Genomic DNA, 15,965 nt, shown 5'->3' on the forward strand with positions numbered 1-15,965 from the left:
GCACATCGGCGCGAGGCAAAGATTATCGATCTTGTTGAGAAGTTTTGGAGCGGGTAGCGGGAATCGAACCCGCGTATTCAGCTTGGAAGGCTGCTGCTCTACCATTGAGCTATACCCGCGGTGGTGATTTTGATCCTGCGCAGAATGGTGGAGGGAGTTGGATTTGAACCAACGTAGGCGTAGCCAACGGATTTACAGTCCGTCCCCTTTAACCACTCGGGCATCCCTCCAGCTATCTGCTAGGATCGAGCAACCAAGCTCTTCAGATTTCTCTCCGGCGAAGCGCCGTTGCGTCGTCTGTGGCGCGTATATGACGGCCTCGTTCGCTTCTGTCAACACGCCGTTTCACGAATTTTCGGGAAAAAATTCAAACCTCTTTGCAGGCCTGTGGATTATCGCGGGGGCTGGTGTGCGTCGCGTCCCGGAGATATAAGGCGCCATGAGCAAAGACGATCCAAACGACAAATCCACCCGCGACACGCACTACGCCACCCTGCGCCGTGCCGTGCGCGATGCCAAACGCGAGAGGGGCGAAATTCCGACCCCGCAGCAGCCGAAGCGCCGGAATCGTGGCGCGGAAGACTGGAAGCCGCCGCAGCTTGTGCCGGATCAGGTCCATCTTTACGGCCTGCATACCGTGCGTGCGGCGCTTTCCAATCCCGAACGGCAACTCATCAAGCTGTCGGTTACCCTGAATGCCTTTGCGCGTCTGGATATCGGCGAAGCGGATGCGCAGCCCTTCCCGGTAGAGATTGTCTCACCGCAGGATATCGACAAGGTGCTCGGCCCCGAGGCGATCCATCAAGGCGTGATGCTGGAAACAAGGCCGCTTCCGGTCAAGAAACTCGATGCGCTGAAGAAAAGCCCGCTGATCCTCGTGCTCGATCAGGTTACCGACCCGCACAATGTCGGCGCCATCATGCGCTCGGCGGTCGCCTTCAACGCCGGCGCCGTCATCACCACCATTCGCCATAGCCCGACGGAGTCAGGCGTGCTTGCGAAGTCTGCGTCCGGCGCACTGGAACTCATTCCCTATATCCAGATCACCAACCTCGCCGATACATTGGGCGAGCTGCACAAGCTTGGCTTCTTCTCGGTCGGTCTGGATTCGGAAGGCCCCGCCCCCATCGAGCAAACCTTCACCGGCGCAAAGATCGCCTTGGTGCTGGGAGCCGAAGGCAAGGGGCTGCGCCAGAAGACCCGCGAAACCGTTTCGGCGCTTGCCCGTCTCGATATGCCGGGCGAGATCAAATCGCTCAACGTATCGAATGCGGCAGCCATCGCCCTTTATGCAACGCAGCAATTTCTGGGCAAAGCGTCGTCCTGACGCCCTCCCTTCCTTGCGAAATCACAAAGCGCAACGCATGCTGCGCCTTTGACATTCGCAAGGAGCAAATCTCGACATGACCGACCTGCCCATCAAACCGACCGGCGAGCTGACGCTGCGGACGCTCGCAATGCCGGCCGACGCCAATCCGGCCGGTGATATTTTCGGCGGCTGGGTCATGTCCCAGATGGACTTGGCCAGCGGCATCCGCGCCGCGGAGCGGTCTCGCTGTCGCGTGGTCACTGCGGCGGTCAAGGAAATGGCTTTCGAGTTGCCGGTGAAGATCGGCGACACGCTGTCCATCTACACCGATATCGCCCGGCTCGGCCGCACCTCCATCACGCTGACGGTCGAGGCCTGGGCGCAGCGCTCCCGTTACGACAAGCTGGAAAAAGTCACTGCCGGAACCTTCATCATGGTGGCGATGGACGAAAACGGGCAGCCGACGCCCATCCCTCCGACGGAGTAGGGTGCGATGGAGGCCGCCGTCAACGCCGCGGAAGCCTATGCGCATATCCGCGCCGTCATGGGCATGGTGGTCGGCCTCAGCCTCGCCCGCTTGCTGACCGGCCTTGCCGGTTTCGTGCAGCATCCCAAGAAGGAGCGCATCTATCCCCTGCATATCGGCTGGGTGGCGTTCCTGTTTCTGATGCTCGTGCATTTCTGGTGGTGGGAACACCGGCTTTCCGCCACCAGCCATGTCCTCGGCTTCGGCGCGTTCCTGTTCCTGATCCTGTTCTGCTCGCTGTTCTATTTCCTGTGCGTGTTGCTGTTCCCCTCAGACATGAAGGAATACAAGGGATACGAGGACTATTTCTTTTCCCGTAAAAGCTGGTTCTTCGCGTTTCTCGCCGCACTTTTCGTCACAGATATCGGCGATACGCTGCTGAAGGGACAGGACTACCTCTCCTCGCTGGGCGCTGAATATCTCATCCGCACAGCTATTTACGTTGTTCTGTTCACACTGGCGGCTTTCATCGGCAACCGACGCTTTCACAGGTTTCTCGTCATTTTCGCCCTGATTTATCAGGTAGTCTGGATATTCCGGACCTACGACCTGCTGGCCTGAACATTCCCATCCCGACGCCGGGTGATAATTGAAAACAGGCCTCGTCTTTCGCCATCGTGTCGCGGTGACACGGCCCGATAAATATGGCATTTCGCTGCAATGGGATTCATTCGCAGGATAATGCAGGACAGAAGTTCGGCTGGCGCCATCGCCACGCTGGCGGTCCTGCTTTTTCTCCTGCAAGGGCTCGTGAATGGCCTGACCAGCGGCAATATGGCCTCAGCCGCGCTGGCGACCGGTGAGATCATCTGTTCCAGCCACATGCCCGAAGGCGGTTCGGGCAAACCGAACCCGGCCTCCAACCCTGCGGGCAAGCTCGCCGACAATTGCTGCGGCACGCTCTGCCGTCTGGCCTCCGTTACCATCGCCGCTCTTCCCGTTACTCCCGTGGAGCGTGCGGACGGGATCGTCCGGGTCGTCGAAGTCGACTTTCTCGACCGCGACACGGTATTGCCGCCGCCGCCACCCAATCTGGAATCGCGCCCACGCGCACCGCCTCCCTCTCTGCAAATGTGAAGAGCGATCCGGCCCTGCCGGAAAATCAACTTTTCTGCGGAGACATCCATGTCCGTTACGACCTCTTTCGAGGGCGAGCGCGCGCCTGCGCAATCCTCGTCCGTCAACCTGTACCCGCGCCGTATGGCGCTGGCACTTCTACGCTGGCCTTTTTGTACTGCCCTTTCTGATATCGCTGGCCGTCACCGGTGCGCTCTATCTGTTCCGGGACGAATTCGACAATTTCATTCATTCGGACCTGAAGCGCATCGAAGTGGCGCAGAACGTGCCGAAAGCACTCCCCTCCGATATTCTCGCCGCAGCCGTTGCGGCCGTTCCCGGCACTGCTGTGAAATACACCACGCCAGGCGATCCGGGTGCCTCGACGGAAATTACCGTCAGTACGGCCGAAGGGAAACGCGCCGTCTACGTCAACACCTATACCGGGCAGGTTGCCGGTTCACTGCCAGATCGCGGCACCATCATGTGGACGATCCGCTACATCCACAGCCTGAAATATTTCGGCACCTATACCCGCTATCTGATCGAGATCGCCGCCGGCTGGTCCATCCTGCTCGTCGCCACCGGCATCTATCTGTGGTGGCCTCGGAAGCAGAGCGGCGGTGTCTTGACCGTGCGCGGCACGCCGAAAAAACGCGTCTTCTGGCGCGATACCCATGCCGTCACCGGCATTTTCGTTGGCTTTTTCATCGTATTTCTCGCAGTCACCGGAATGCCCTGGTCGGGCGTGTGGGGCGCCAAGGTCAACGAATGGGCAAATGGCAGCAATTTCGGATATCCGGCAGGCGTGCGGACCGATGTTCCAATGTCCGGCGAGCATCTCGATCACATGGCCAAGACCAGCTGGTCGCTGGAGCAGGCGAAAGTACCGGAATCCACCGCATCCGCCACCGGGCAACCAATCGGCATAGATGCAGCCATCGCGCGTTTCGACGGGCTCGGTCTTGCCACTGGTTATACCGTCGTGCTGCCGACCAAACCGACAGGCGTCTATAGCGGCTCCGTCTATCCCGACGACCTTTCAAAGCAGCGCGTCGTCCATCTCGATCAATATAGCGGCAAACCGCTGATCGACATGAGCTATTCCGACTACGGTCCACTTGGAAAGGTGCTGGAATGGGGGATCAACGTGCATATGGGCCAGCAATTCGGCCTCGCCAACCAGATCGTGTTGCTGGCAGCCTGTGTCGGCATCGTCCTGCTTGCCGTTTCCGCCGGCATCATGTGGTGGAAACGACGCCCCAGAGGTTCGCTCGGCGTGCCACCATTGCCGCAGGATAAACGCGTCTTGCGCGGCCTGCTGGCGCTGCTGGCCATCGGCGGCATCCTGTTCCCGCTGGTTGGCGCAAGCCTGCTGGTGATGCTTGTTCTCGATCTGATCGTGCAGTCCCGCGAAAAGCAACGCGCTGCCTGACAAAAAACACGGCCGGGAGATATCCCCCGGCCGTGTCCTTCTGAATTCCGGGCGGTTGGCAGAAGCTCGGCCTTAGAGCACGTCCTGTTGAAACAGAATTGCTTGACGTGCTCTAACTGTTTGTTTCTACGAATTTTCCAGACGTAAAACCGCTACGCACTCTTACTGGAAATGCTCTAGAACATCGTATTCTTGTTTGCAGCCTTTTCCGGAACCGGCTGGATCACGTCCCAATGTTCGGTGATCTTGCCGTCGGTGACCCTGAAAATATCGACGATGGCGGCTCCGCGAGCACCTTCTTTATCCGTGGAATGGATGTGCAGATAAACCAGATCTCCATCCGTGGCGCTACGCACGATCCGGGATTTCGCCTGCGGGTTTTCCTTGAAGAAGCCGGTGAAATAGTCGACGAATGGCTTCTTGCCATCAGGCACCATCGGATTGTGCTGTTTGTAGCTGTCGACGATAACGGCAGCGCCCTTCGCCACCTCGTGCTTGTTGAAGACGGTGTCGTAAAAATCGATCACCAGCTTGCGGTTGGCTTCTTCCTGAACCAGATCGCGCTTGGCGGTTTCCGCCAGAACGGGCGCGGCCATCAGCGCAGGCGCGAGGGCAAGAGCAGCGATGGCAAGACGACGTGTCATGAAATTCATGGATGAGACCTCTCAGTAACCGACGGTGAAACGCTGGCGAGAATGCTGCGGCTTTTCGATTTCATCGACAAGAGCGATGGCGTAATCCTCGAAAGAAATGCGGCTGCCAGCTTCGTTGCTCAAAAGGCTGTCCTTGCCGATACGGAATTTGCCCGTTCTTTCCCCCGGCACGAATTCGGCCGATGGCGACAGGAAAGTCCAGTCGAGCTGCTTTTCCCCTTTCAGACGGTCCAGAAACTCCGCTCCCTTGGTCGCCTCGGCCTTGTAGGCGGCCGGGAAGTCCGGCAGGTCAACCACGCGCTGGCCCGGCGCAATTTCGAGGCTGCCGGCGCCACCCACGACGAGATAACGGGAAACGCCCGAGGCACGGACGGCCTCGATCAGCGTCACCGGATCGCTCGCAGTGAAGTGCACGGCGCTGATCACGGCATCGTGACCCTTAAGCAGTTCCGAAAGCCCTGCCTGATCGAAGACATCGCCCTTTTTTGCCACTACGTTCGGCAGGCTGGCGATCTTTTCAGGGTTGCGGGCGATCGCCGTCACCTGGTGCCCCCGGTCGGAAAGTTCCTTCAGAATACGGGATCCGGCATTGCCGGAGGCTCCGATGAGCGCGATTTTAGCCATGGCTTTTTCCTTTATAGGCATCGTTGTAGGTCTAGATAATAGACCGTTAGGAGAAGCTATGGTATCGCAGCCCCGGCTGCAAGAAGTCAGCCGACGCTGATCAGGTCACACGGCGATGACCTGAAAGGGCACGAAAATGGAAAGAGCAGGGAAAATGCCGGATACGCAAACCAAGGAAATCTTCGCCTTCGACCAGCCCTGCCCCATCCGCGACGTGCTGGATCGCATCGGTGATCAATGGAGCCTGCTGGTTCTGGAAGCGCTTCAGGGCGGGGTTCTGCGTTTCAACGAACTGAACCGCAAGATCGACGATATTTCCAAGCAGATGTTGTCACGCACGCTGAAACGGCTTGAGGAAGACGGTTTCATTCGCCGCACGCTCTATGCGCAGGTGCCGCCGCGCGTGGAATACGAACTGACCAATCTCGGCCGTTCGTTTCTGGTGCCGATGCAATTGCTGGTGCAGTGGGCGGACGAGAACCACGTCCGCATTTGTACGGCGCGGTTGGACTATGCCAATGGTGGAACGGGATCGTAACACCGTTCCTCGTGCCGTGGCGAAACCTGTCCGCCACGGCAATAGAAAGGCCCTGTGGCGATCAGGAGCGGAAGATGAAGGAAGCGCCGAAAGCGATGAGCGCAAAACCGATCACGTGGTTGATCGTGATGCTTTCCTTCAGCCAGAAGACCGAGAACAGCGCAAAGACCGCAAGCGTGATAACTTCCTGAATGGTCTTGAGCTGCGCGGTCGAATAGACCTCCGATCCCATGCGGTTCGCGGGGACTGCGAGCATGTATTCGAAGAAAGCGATGCCCCAGCTTGCGACAATCGCAAGGAAGAGTGCGCTGCCCTTGTGCTTGAGATGCCCATACCAGGCGAAAGTCATGAAAACATTGGAGACGATGAGCATCAGGACAGGCCAGATGTGGGCAGGGCTGATCGAGAACGGCATGATTGTTCCTGAATGAAGAAGGGAGGGATGTCACGAAAGGCAGTTTGAAAACGCAACCGTCATTTTTGTCTTTGCTTTAACTTACCGCCGTATGAAACGGAACCGGTTTCTATCAAAGCGTATTCGGCCGCTATGCAACGTATCCGGCCAAATTTTGTTCCCCGCGCTTCGTTTCCTTTTTGTACTCATTTTTTCTTGGCCTCCCCTTCCCTTTGCGCGTGACTCCCTCCATATTTCGCGCATGGCCAGATCACCCAAAAATTCCAAACCCTCGAATTCCGGCTTCGAGGAAGCTCCGCAATCGTCGTTCGAAGGCGCGCCGCTCAGCGGCAGCGTTGCCGATTGGGTAAAGCAGCTCGAGGCGGAAGCCGAAGCCGGCTCGGTGGAAACCCAGCGCGAAGTCGCCTCGAAAGCTGGCAAGCACCGCAAGAAGATCGAGATCGAAGCGCGCAAGGAAGCGGAAAAAGCGGCCAACAAAACGGCTAAAAACACCACGGCTTCCAAGACAGCGCGCGGCGTTTCCATCGGCGCGTCGAGCGATCCGAAAACCCGCGCCGCCGCCGGTCTCAATCCCGTGGCTGGCATGGACGTTTCCCTGGAGGAGGCGGCCAATCTCGCACCGGGTGCCGTCACCGCCACCGTCGAGGCGCTATCGGCGCTTATCGAGAGCGGCAATCCGCTGTTCAAGGACGGCAAGATGTGGACGCCGCACCGGCCGGCCCGTCCGCCGAAATCCGAAGGCGGCGTTACGATCCGCATGGACTCGGAGTATCAACCGGCAGGCGACCAGCCGACGGCGATTGCCGATCTCGTGGAAGGCATCAATTCCGGCGAGCGCAGCCAAGTCCTGCTCGGCGTCACCGGCTCCGGCAAAACCTTCACCATGGCCAAGGTGATCGAGGCAACCCAGCGCCCGGCCGTCATCCTTGCGCCCAACAAGACGCTGGCCGCGCAGCTCTATTCCGAGTTCAAGAACTTCTTCCCCGACAATGCGGTAGAGTACTTCGTCTCTTATTACGATTATTATCAGCCGGAAGCCTATGTGCCGCGCTCCGACACCTTCATCGAGAAGGAATCCTCGATCAACGAACAGATCGACCGGATGCGCCACTCCGCCACCCGCTCGCTGCTGGAACGCGACGACTGCATCATCGTCGCTTCGGTTTCCTGCATCTATGGTATCGGCTCGGTGGAAACCTATACCGCCATGACCTTCCAGATGCAGGTGGGCGACCGGCTGGACCAGCGCCAGCTTCTGGCCGACCTTGTGGCCCAGCAATACAAGCGCCGCGACATGGATTTCCAGCGCGGCTCCTTCCGCGTGCGCGGCGATACCATCGAAATCTTCCCTGCCCACCTTGAGGATGCCGCCTGGCGCATCTCGATGTTCGGCGACGAAATCGATTCCATTACCGAATTCGACCCGCTGACCGGCCAGAAAACCGGCGATCTGCAATCCGTCAAGATCTACGCCAATTCGCACTATGTCACCCCGCGCCCGACGCTGAACGGCGCGATCAAGTCGATCAAGGAAGAGCTGAGGGTTCGCCTCGCCGAGCTGGAAAAGGCGGGACGTCTGCTGGAAGCCCAGCGGCTGGAACAGCGCACGCGTTACGACATCGAAATGCTGGAGGCGACCGGCTCCTGCGCCGGTATCGAAAACTATTCGCGTTATCTAACCGGCCGCAATCCCGGTGAGCCGCCGCCGACGCTGTTTGAATATATCCCTGATAATGCGCTGCTTTTTATTGACGAAAGCCACGTCTCGGTTAGCCAGATCGGTGGCATGTATCGCGGCGACTTCAGGCGCAAGGCGACGCTGGCCGAATATGGCTTCCGCCTTCCCTCCTGCATGGATAACCGCCCGTTGCGCTTTGAGGAATGGGATGCGATGCGGCCGCTGACGGTCGCAGTTTCGGCCACCCCCGGCTCGTGGGAAATGGAACAGGCCGGCGGCGTCTTCGCCGAACAGGTCATCCGCCCGACAGGACTCATCGATCCGCCGGTCGAGGTGCGCTCAGCCCGCAGCCAGGTGGACGATGTTCTCGGCGAAATTCGCGAGACCGCCGCTAAGGGTTACCGCACACTCTGCACCGTGCTGACCAAGCGCATGGCTGAAGACCTGACCGAATATCTGCACGAACAGGGCGTTCGCGTGCGTTACATGCACTCGGATATCGACACGCTGGAACGCATCGAGATCATCCGCGACCTGCGCCTTGGTGCCTTCGACGTGCTTGTCGGTATCAACCTTCTGCGCGAAGGCCTCGATATTCCAGAATGCGGTTTCGTCGCGATCCTCGATGCCGACAAGGAAGGCTTCCTGCGTTCGGAAACTTCGCTGATCCAGACCATCGGCCGCGCCGCCCGTAACGTCGACGGCAAGGTGATCCTCTATGCCGACAATATCACCGGCTCGATGAAGCGGGCGATGGAGGAAACCTCCCGCCGCCGCGAAAAGCAGATGGCCTATAACGCCGAACACGGCATCACGCCGGAATCGGTCAAGGCGAAGATCTCCGATATTCTTGATTCAGTTTATGAGCGTGATCACGTAAGGGCCGATATTTCAGGCGTTTCCGGCAAAGGCTTCGCCGATGGCGGCCATCTGGTCGGCAACAATCTGCAGTCCCATCTCAACGCGCTGGAAAAATCCATGCGCGATGCCGCAGCCGATCTGGACTTCGAAAAAGCCGCCCGCCTGCGCGACGAAATCAAGCGCCTCAAGGCCACCGAACTCGCCGTCATGGACGACCCGATGGCGAAGGAAGAGGCGAAATCGCTTGAGGGTGGCGGCAGAAGCAAGAAAAAAGAAACGAGCGCCCGCAACGGGTCGATCTCCCCTCCTGCGGGAGACATATCGGGCGGGACAGAGGACGGTGCCGCTTCCGCAAACGAAAGTGGAAAATCTCTCTTCGCCAAACCTTCGCTGGACGAAATGGGGCCCAGCTCGGACACGGGCAAGCCGCTGTTCCGCAGGAACACGCTGGACGAGATGACCGTTGGCCGCACCGAGAAGCCGGTGCGTGGCGAAGTTCCCGGCAAACCCGAGACGGAAACCGGCAAACGTTTCTCACCGCTCATGGAAGGCCAGCCTGAGCGAACCAAGGACGATCCCCGCCCCCTCGTGCGCGGCAAGATCGGAGCGGGTTCCTATGAGGATGCCGGCGAACAGAAGCGCAAAAGCCGGACGAAGGGGAAGACGGGGCGTCCCGGTCGCTGAAGCGCAACGGCGCAATCTGGATAGACACCGCATGCATCGAAAAAATCTGGCGGCCTTATGCCTCGTCTTTTTCTCAAGCCCAGTCCTTGCCGGGCAGATTGAGGACGCCACCTTCCACAGCGCCGCCCTGAACGCACCGCTGCCCGTCAACATCTACCGACCGGATGGCACGCCGCCGGAAAACGGCTGGCCGGTGCTTTATCTCCTGCACGGCCATGATGGTGACCAGAACAGCTGGCGAGACCTCGGCAATATCGAAAAGACGCTGGACACGCTGATTGCGGCTGGCGCCATCCGCCCGCTGGTTATCGTCATGCCAGGCGTTAAAAACAGTTGGTACGTGGATTCGGCCGCTGTCGGTGGTCCCGGCGATTACGAGACGGCCCTGACGGGCGATCTGCGCCATCAGGTGGAAAAAACGCTGCCGGTGCGAAAAGATCGCGAAGGGCGTGCCATCGCCGGGCTGTCCATGGGCGGTTTCGGCGCATTGCATCTGGCTTATGGCCACGAAGACCTCTATGGCGCAGTCGCCAGTCTGTCCGGCGCGATCTGGCAGAACGTGCCCGCCTCCGATCTCGACAAAACGCCCGCGGAACTCAAGCTCATTCAGGACAGCGCCTTCTTCCACCGCGTCGACCGCACTACCGTCACCAGCGGCATCGTGCTGCCCTCCACCGGCGATCACTTCTCCGGCGCCTTCGGCACGCCCTTCGATGCGAGTCTCTTCAATGAGAAGAACGTCTTCACCCTTGTTGCACAGCACGTCGCCGAAAGCCAAGACTTGCCCGCCACCTATCTGACAGTTGGCGACGACGACGGCTTCTTCCTCTGGCGCGGCGCCATCGCCCTGCACGAAACGCTTCAGGCCGACAATCGCAAATCCCAATTGCGGATCACCGATGGCGATCACGTCTGGTCAGTGTGGAAAGTGTCAATTATCGACGCGCTGAAGTTCATCGATGGGGAATGGGACAAGGCAACGGACGTTGGGAAAGATTGACTGCCTACTCGATTACCCAGCCTTATTCCCCGTGCGTTTCTTTCCAGCCTTCCCCGCGACATTTAACGCCACCGCCGCGCGGATCAGCGCCAGCAGTGCCTCCACGTCGATCTCATCTCGCTCGTGAAAGTCGATGGCGCGTCGCGTATTGCCCTCAAGGCTCGAATTGAACAGGCCGGCCGGGTCTTCAAGCGATGCGCCCTTCGCAAACGTCATCTTCACGGCTGTCTTGTAGGTTTCGCCCGTGCAGATGATACCGGCATGTTCCCAGACGGGCACGCCGCGCCATTTCACCTCCTCCGTCACATCCGGATCGGCCTTCCTTATCAGCGCCCGGATGCGCGCAAGCGTCTCGCCACGCCAGTCGCCAAGCTCCGCGATCTTTCGATCGATGAGAACCGACGATGCAATCTCCTCCGCATCCTTGCTGTCAGTGTTTTTTGCCATAACGTCCTCCCGATTTTGCGTGCCAGTACTCCCGCTATCAGCATAAACCAAATTTTCATCTCGTCCCACGCGGAACCAAATCCGGCCTTCACCGTTTCTTCCCCGAACGAAACGTTCAGCATACAAAGGGAAGAAACATCATGAAAATCAACGTCATCGCTCTCGCTGCCGCAGCAGCCCTCTCCTCTTCCGTGGCTTTTGCCCAGACGGCTGCGACTGCGCCTGCTGTTGGCGCCGATGCGACTTTGTCCGGTCCCGGCATCACCATGGGCACCAAGGCTAACGGCCCGCTGAAGTTCGTCAATGTCCAGAAAACCGACCTCACCGCCTCCCAGCTCGACGGTCTGGATATCTATAACGCCCAGAACGAAAACATCGGCGAAATCGAGGATGTCGTCATCGGCGATGGCAAATCGGTGATCGGCCTTGTTGCCAGCGTCGGCGGTTTCCTCGGCATCGACAAGAGCTATGTGGTGCTCGACCCTGCCTCTGTTGCAGTCCACAACGACAACGGCACCTGGAAGGCCTACGTCGATACCACCAAGGAAGCGCTGCAGAACGCACCGAAGCTCGACTACGACAAGCTGGACGACTGATTCCCCTGCAGTCGCAAGCTTGACCCCCGCGATCCGTCGCGGGGGTTTTTCGTGTGTGGAATTTCGGCGCAGTATCCGACAATCCCTCTCTCACGACGCTTGCCTAGCAGCCCGGCTCTCGCCTATCTTCGGCGCGCAAGACACCAAGGATCGATGCGTGCCCACCAAAACTCTCTATTCCCTCACCATCAGCGCTGTGACGATATTGCTGAGCACCCTTCCGCTGTCAGCACAGTCAGCCGGCTGGAAACCAGCCGAGCAGATAAAAACCTATGCGATCAGCGGTGATACGGGCGGAGCGCTTTACCAGTCCATAGGCGAGCGCGGCCCGACTGCCGGTGTGCAGGCCATCGCCCACACCACCTTCAAGCTGACATGGCGGCGCGATTATCGTCCGCAACCGGACGGTGCCTGCGTACTGGCCACCGCCAAGCCCAATCTCACAATCATCTATACCTGGCCGAAAGCGCCGGCCATATTGCCGCCCGCGGTCGCCGCCAGCTGGAAAACCTTCATTTCCGGTGTGGAAACCCATGAGCGCGTTCACGGCGAGCACATTCTCGACATGGTGCAGAAGATCGAGGCATTCAGCACCGGTCTGAGAGCGGAAAACGATCCGAAATGCCAGAAAGTGCGCGCTGTCCTGCAACAGCGGCTTGGTGAGCTATCCAACGAGCAACGCCAGCGCGGACGCGATTTCGACCGGGACGAGCTTTCGCCCGGTGGCCGCGTGCATCAGCTCATCCTGGCGCTCGTCAACGGTCCCTGAGAACTCCAGGGGGAAACGGCTATTCCGCCGCCTCGCCTTTCAGCAGCGGTTCGGAGAGCGATATGCTTTCCAGCTCGTAGGAATAGCCTTCCAGCATCGTATAGGCCTGCTCGATCGCCTCTATCTGCGCTTCCGCATTGCGGATGGCTTCGGCGATGGACTGGCTGCGCGCACGCAACATGGAACTCAAAACATCGGTCTCCGGCTTTCTGCCCAGCCGGTCCATATGTTTGCGCACCCGCGTGCGGTGACGCTCAAGTTCAAGAATGTGAAAGCGGCTTTTCAGGATATCATCGGTCAGCTTGCGGCGCATGGCGGCCACTGGGTCGAAGCTGCCGGGCTCGCGCTCGTCCAGAATGAATTCGTTGACCAGAGTTTCCAGCATCAGCAGGCCTTTGAGGTCCTTGGCATCGGCAAGCTGCGGATCGTAACCGGTATCGTCGAACACCTTGCGGCGCACCGGATCCTTCAAAAGCTCGTAAGCGGTTTGCAGGCGTGCGAATTGGTCGGTATCACCCCCGCTGTCGGGATGGGCGGCTTTCGCCACCTTCCGGTAAGCGGACTTGATCGCCGCCTCGTCGGCATCACGCTCCACGCCAAGCAAAACATAGGGATCGATCACTAAAACACCTTCAAACGCAAACTGTTACCGCATGCCATACGCCACCCCCGTGCGGCTCGCGCACAGATCATAAGCGAATTCCGCCCGCGCGGCACCCCCGCGCCGGCGCAAAAGCCCTTGATCCTCAAATTTGTCGGACCCATCGCGACTATAATCACGGGCGGGACAAAATTGTGGAAAGTCATGGCAAAACACGCCGGGCCAAGCTGCCTACCCATGCGGAAAACCGTGCAACCCGCAGGTTTTACGGTGCTTATGGTGGAACGGCTCCAACGGGTGTAAGCTTGGCTTTTGGATCTGAAGGGAGGGACGATCCGATGCCGCAAACCATTACCCAGACAGTGACGGATTATGTGCACGCCATGGCCTATGCGGATGAGGGCCTGATGCGTGATGTTTTCGATCCGCGCGCCAGCATCGTCGGGACGTTCCAGGGTGAAACGGAATGGCTTTCACTGGAGGACTTCGCCGAGCAGATACGGAAAAGCGAACGCGGCCTGCCCGATCACGACCCCGTCTTCGAAATCCTCGGCATCGACAAGGAAGGCGACAGCGCGTCCGTGAAGCTGACGACGAGTTTCGACGGCATGGATTTTAGCGAATACTTGTCCTTGCTGGAGCGCGACGGCAACTGGGCAATCGTGCACAAGCTATATCACATCAAGCCATAGGCGTTGTGCGAATGCAGGAATAATAGCGGGGAAATGGCCAAGCCATTGAAAATACTGGTGCCCCCGACAAGGTTCGAACTCGTGACCCCCTGATTACAAATCAGGTGCTCTACCAACTGAGCTACAAGGGCAATCCAGTGCCTTGCCAACTATCAGATTCTCACTTCGTGTAAAGCAAAAATTGATTGCGCGCCGTTGGGAGACCTATTTTCCACACCGTACCTGTGGGTTTCAATCACCAGGTCGCGGCAAAAGGCCTGCAAAATAAGCGAAGTATTTACGCGATGTAGCTAAAATGGCGATAATTCATAACCATCCCACCGGGAATAACGCATCGCATGCGCGCAAGCATACAGAAAATCCAACTAACCGGTACGATCGTCATAGCGGTAAGTTCCATCTTGTTGGCAACCCTTGCCGCCCTGCCGAGCGTTTCCAGTTACTTACGCTACCGGACCAATGCGCAGCAACTCAGCCGCTTCGAAACGGCCCTCCAGTCCGCATGGCTGGTATCGGCCGAGCGTGGTCCTGCCAATAATTTGATGGGCGCGTCTTCCCCCGATGCAAAACTGGTCCAGGAGCTTGCCGCAGCGCGCAAGGCGACGGACGACAAGCTGGTGGAACTCGAAAACTCTTTTGCCGCGGAAATCCGGGCGCAGCCAGAATTGGCAAAATCGCTGGTCGATACACGCCGAAAACTGGCGCAATCCCGAGAAGCGGTCGATCAGGTTGCTGCACTTCCGGAAACCGCGCGCAGCTACACGGCAATGTCCAACGCAATTTTTGCGATGTTCAAGGCGGCGGACAGCGTCAACATGCTGCGTGGCAAGACCGCCCGCGCGATCATCAAGGTAACGCCCAATGTAGCGATCGACATCGCCATGACCGGCACGGCCGGAGTGATGCGGGACCGGATCGGTCGCCTCGGTTCCTACGTGGTCATGAGCCTGCGGGCGAACAGGCAGGACAAGCTGAGCCTCCGCGCAAAATTCGACACGGAAATACAGAGCCTCACACTACTGAAATCGTCGCTGACGAACTACACCGCCGCTTACCTGTCCACACCACGCGTCGATGCAGCGTTTCGCGATATTGAAATCTTCTATTTCGGCCAGGCACTTCCCTATGCGCAGAATACGATTGCGATGGTGGTGCCGTCCGCGCAGCCAAGCGTTCGCGAATTCTCCGAAAACTACATCAAGGGCATGCGTTCCTCGAGCACGTTGCGCGACCTTATTCTCGCCGAAACACGGGCAAGGATAGAAAGGAACAAGGAACAGGCGTTGATCTATGGTGGAACGTCTCTCCTCCTCGCTCTCATCGCGGTTCTGGTATTGCTGCGGCTTGCATCGGTTTACAGAACGGCACTGTTCCGCCCCATGCAATCCGTCCAGACGCAGATCGCCGCAATCGCCGCTGGCAATCTTTCAGGAGCCCTGTATCAGGACAAGGCGGCTCCGGAAGTGAAGAAAATGTTCGAGGAACTGGATTTCCTGCGCGAGCAGCTTCGCCAGAAGGAAGAAATGGAAAAGCAGCAGTCTGCGCTGGCCGAACAATTACGCACGCTTTCAGAAACAGATGCCTTGACCGGTGTGTCCAATCGCCGTGCGCTGGAAAAGACCGTTCGTGCCATATTGAGCGGCGAGGAGCAGTTGCAGGCGCTTGGCGTGATGATTGTCGACATCGACCACTTCAAATCCATCAACGACCGTTATGGCCATGCCATGGGCGACCTCGCGCTACAGAAGACAGCGACTCTTTTAAGAGGCGCCCTCCGTAAAAACGATATTCTGGCGCGCTATGGCGGCGAGGAATTCGTGGTCGTGTTGCAGGATGTCAGCCACGCGACGGCGACCGCCACCGCCGACCGCCTGCGCCGGCTGATTGAAGCCCAGGTCATTGATGAACAAAGCGGGCTGTCACTGACGGCAAGTTTCGGCGTGGTCTGGCAGGAGGCACGTGCGATCAACAGCTGGGACGAGCTGATCGCAATTGCCGACGACCGGCTTTATGAGGCCAAGCGTGCGGGCCGCAACCGGGTGTGGGCGACCTATTTCCCCAAGGTCGCCAACGGCTAGGCA

At 58.8% G+C, this 15,965-nt stretch carries 16 protein-coding genes, 3 tRNA genes and 1 pseudogene; 12 read left to right on the forward strand and 8 right to left on the reverse strand.

Annotated features, from left to right (window positions below; translation table 11 throughout):
• Window positions 1–45 precede the first annotated feature (45 nt).
• Both QE432_RS22330 and QE432_RS22335 read right to left on the reverse strand, forming a co-directional pair.
• Window positions 46–119 (reverse strand) — tRNA-Gly (locus QE432_RS22330).
• A 26-nt stretch (window positions 120–145) separates the two neighbouring features.
• A tRNA-Tyr gene (locus QE432_RS22335) sits at window positions 146–230 on the reverse strand.
• A gap of 209 nt (window positions 231–439) precedes the next feature.
• On the opposite strand from QE432_RS22335, the gene rlmB reads away from it, so the two are divergent.
• From rlmB to QE432_RS22360, 5 genes and pseudogenes are all read left to right on the forward strand, one after another.
• Window positions 440–1,327, forward strand: coding sequence for a 23S rRNA (guanosine(2251)-2'-O)-methyltransferase RlmB (rlmB, locus tag QE432_RS22340; RefSeq protein ID WP_306625772.1), 888 nt, complete (start codon window positions 440–442; stop codon window positions 1,325–1,327).
• Window positions 1,328–1,403: 76 nt separating this feature from the next.
• Window positions 1,404–1,796, forward strand: coding sequence for an acyl-CoA thioesterase (locus QE432_RS22345; protein ID WP_003513034.1), 393 nt, complete (start codon window positions 1,404–1,406; stop codon window positions 1,794–1,796).
• A gap of 6 nt (window positions 1,797–1,802) precedes the next feature.
• Entirely contained in the window at window positions 1,803–2,396 is a 594-nt protein-coding gene (locus tag QE432_RS22350; RefSeq protein ID WP_003513035.1) for a hypothetical protein, read from the forward strand.
• Between the two features lie 99 nt (window positions 2,397–2,495).
• On the forward strand, window positions 2,496–2,912 hold the full coding sequence (locus tag QE432_RS22355; protein WP_065660777.1) for a DUF2946 family protein: 417 nt from the start codon (window positions 2,496–2,498) through the stop codon (window positions 2,910–2,912).
• 48 nt (window positions 2,913–2,960) lie between these two features.
• Window positions 2,961–4,326 (forward strand): annotated as a pseudogene (locus QE432_RS22360) (PepSY-associated TM helix domain-containing protein).
• Window positions 4,327–4,502: 176 nt separating this feature from the next.
• On the opposite strand, the gene QE432_RS22365 reads toward QE432_RS22360, so the two are convergent.
• Together QE432_RS22365 and QE432_RS22370 are read right to left on the reverse strand one after the other, a co-directional pair.
• Complete coding sequence (locus QE432_RS22365) at window positions 4,503–4,979, reverse strand: nuclear transport factor 2 family protein (RefSeq protein ID WP_003513038.1); 477 nt, start codon at window positions 4,977–4,979, stop codon at window positions 4,503–4,505.
• A gap of 12 nt (window positions 4,980–4,991) precedes the next feature.
• Window positions 4,992–5,603 (reverse strand): NAD(P)-dependent oxidoreductase, encoded by a 612-nt coding sequence (locus QE432_RS22370; protein WP_013636447.1) that lies wholly within the window; start codon window positions 5,601–5,603, stop codon window positions 4,992–4,994.
• A 154-nt stretch (window positions 5,604–5,757) separates the two neighbouring features.
• On the opposite strand from QE432_RS22370, the gene QE432_RS22375 reads away from it, so the two are divergent.
• On the forward strand, window positions 5,758–6,141 hold the full coding sequence (locus QE432_RS22375) for a winged helix-turn-helix transcriptional regulator (RefSeq protein WP_003513040.1): 384 nt from the start codon (window positions 5,758–5,760) through the stop codon (window positions 6,139–6,141).
• A 61-nt stretch (window positions 6,142–6,202) separates the two neighbouring features.
• Here QE432_RS22375 and QE432_RS22380 read toward each other — a convergent pair whose 3' ends face one another.
• A complete protein-coding gene (locus QE432_RS22380; RefSeq protein ID WP_003513041.1) occupies window positions 6,203–6,556 on the reverse strand; it encodes a DMT family protein in 354 nt (117 codons plus the stop codon).
• A 241-nt stretch (window positions 6,557–6,797) separates the two neighbouring features.
• On the opposite strand from QE432_RS22380, the gene uvrB reads away from it, so the two are divergent.
• Both uvrB and QE432_RS22390 read left to right on the forward strand, forming a co-directional pair.
• Window positions 6,798–9,779, forward strand: coding sequence for an excinuclease ABC subunit UvrB (gene uvrB / locus QE432_RS22385; RefSeq protein ID WP_306625775.1), 2,982 nt, complete (start codon window positions 6,798–6,800; stop codon window positions 9,777–9,779).
• Window positions 9,780–9,810: 31 nt separating this feature from the next.
• Window positions 9,811–10,779, forward strand: coding sequence for an alpha/beta hydrolase (locus tag QE432_RS22390; protein WP_080798254.1), 969 nt, complete (start codon window positions 9,811–9,813; stop codon window positions 10,777–10,779).
• 12 nt (window positions 10,780–10,791) lie between these two features.
• Here QE432_RS22390 and QE432_RS22395 read toward each other — a convergent pair whose 3' ends face one another.
• On the reverse strand, window positions 10,792–11,226 hold the full coding sequence (locus tag QE432_RS22395; protein WP_306625777.1) for a DUF1801 domain-containing protein: 435 nt from the start codon (window positions 11,224–11,226) through the stop codon (window positions 10,792–10,794).
• Between the two features lie 140 nt (window positions 11,227–11,366).
• Here QE432_RS22395 and QE432_RS22400 point away from each other — a divergent pair, with 140 nt between their 5' ends.
• Window positions 11,367–11,822, forward strand: a complete 456-nt coding sequence (locus tag QE432_RS22400; protein ID WP_003513045.1) for a PRC-barrel domain-containing protein — start codon at window positions 11,367–11,369, stop codon at window positions 11,820–11,822.
• 157 nt (window positions 11,823–11,979) lie between these two features.
• Window positions 11,980–12,591, forward strand: a complete 612-nt coding sequence (locus QE432_RS22405) for a DUF922 domain-containing Zn-dependent protease (protein ID WP_306625779.1) — start codon at window positions 11,980–11,982, stop codon at window positions 12,589–12,591.
• Between the two features lie 19 nt (window positions 12,592–12,610).
• On the opposite strand, the gene QE432_RS22410 is transcribed toward QE432_RS22405, so the two are convergent.
• Window positions 12,611–13,213: a J domain-containing protein gene (locus QE432_RS22410; protein WP_003513049.1), complete on the reverse strand. Its 603-nt coding sequence runs from the start codon at window positions 13,211–13,213 to the stop codon at window positions 12,611–12,613.
• A 317-nt stretch (window positions 13,214–13,530) separates the two neighbouring features.
• Between QE432_RS22410 and QE432_RS22415 the strand changes: the two genes are divergently transcribed.
• The gene (locus QE432_RS22415; protein WP_003513050.1) at window positions 13,531–13,884 is read left to right on the forward strand and encodes a nuclear transport factor 2 family protein; all 354 of its coding nucleotides are present in this window, start codon (window positions 13,531–13,533) and stop codon (window positions 13,882–13,884) included.
• Between the two features lie 55 nt (window positions 13,885–13,939).
• On the opposite strand, the gene QE432_RS22420 is transcribed toward QE432_RS22415, so the two are convergent.
• Window positions 13,940–14,015: transfer RNA gene (locus QE432_RS22420), tRNA-Thr, on the reverse strand.
• A 207-nt stretch (window positions 14,016–14,222) separates the two neighbouring features.
• On the opposite strand from QE432_RS22420, the gene QE432_RS22425 reads away from it, so the two are divergent.
• On the forward strand, window positions 14,223–15,962 hold the full coding sequence (locus QE432_RS22425; protein WP_306625782.1) for a GGDEF domain-containing protein: 1,740 nt from the start codon (window positions 14,223–14,225) through the stop codon (window positions 15,960–15,962).
• Window positions 15,963–15,965 lie beyond the last annotated feature (3 nt).

The sequence above is a fragment of the Agrobacterium sp. SORGH_AS_0745 genome (assembly GCF_030818995.1).
Lineage (GTDB): Bacteria > Pseudomonadota > Alphaproteobacteria > Rhizobiales > Rhizobiaceae > Agrobacterium > Agrobacterium tumefaciens.

What these genes read in the sequence shown, in the direction of transcription:
- rlmB (WP_306625772.1), top strand. Translation starts at nt 440, where the DNA reads ATGAGCAAAGACGATCCAAACGACAAATCCACCCGCGACACGCACTAC.
- QE432_RS22345 (WP_003513034.1), top strand. Translation starts at nt 1,404, where the DNA reads ATGACCGACCTGCCCATCAAACCGACCGGCGAGCTGACGCTGCGGACG.
- QE432_RS22350 (WP_003513035.1), top strand. Translation starts at nt 1,803, where the DNA reads ATGGAGGCCGCCGTCAACGCCGCGGAAGCCTATGCGCATATCCGCGCC.
- QE432_RS22355 (WP_065660777.1), top strand. Translation starts at nt 2,496, where the DNA reads ATGGGATTCATTCGCAGGATAATGCAGGACAGAAGTTCGGCTGGCGCC.
- QE432_RS22365 (WP_003513038.1), bottom strand. Translation starts at nt 4,979, where the DNA reads ATGAATTTCATGACACGTCGTCTTGCCATCGCTGCTCTTGCCCTCGCG.
- QE432_RS22370 (WP_013636447.1), bottom strand. Translation starts at nt 5,603, where the DNA reads ATGGCTAAAATCGCGCTCATCGGAGCCTCCGGCAATGCCGGATCCCGT.
- QE432_RS22375 (WP_003513040.1), top strand. Translation starts at nt 5,758, where the DNA reads ATGCCGGATACGCAAACCAAGGAAATCTTCGCCTTCGACCAGCCCTGC.
- QE432_RS22380 (WP_003513041.1), bottom strand. Translation starts at nt 6,556, where the DNA reads ATGCCGTTCTCGATCAGCCCTGCCCACATCTGGCCTGTCCTGATGCTC.
- uvrB (WP_306625775.1), top strand. Translation starts at nt 6,798, where the DNA reads ATGGCCAGATCACCCAAAAATTCCAAACCCTCGAATTCCGGCTTCGAG.
- QE432_RS22390 (WP_080798254.1), top strand. Translation starts at nt 9,811, where the DNA reads ATGCATCGAAAAAATCTGGCGGCCTTATGCCTCGTCTTTTTCTCAAGC.
- QE432_RS22395 (WP_306625777.1), bottom strand. Translation starts at nt 11,226, where the DNA reads ATGGCAAAAAACACTGACAGCAAGGATGCGGAGGAGATTGCATCGTCG.
- QE432_RS22400 (WP_003513045.1), top strand. Translation starts at nt 11,367, where the DNA reads ATGAAAATCAACGTCATCGCTCTCGCTGCCGCAGCAGCCCTCTCCTCT.
- QE432_RS22415 (WP_003513050.1), top strand. Translation starts at nt 13,531, where the DNA reads ATGCCGCAAACCATTACCCAGACAGTGACGGATTATGTGCACGCCATG.
- QE432_RS22425 (WP_306625782.1), top strand. Translation starts at nt 14,223, where the DNA reads ATGCGCGCAAGCATACAGAAAATCCAACTAACCGGTACGATCGTCATA.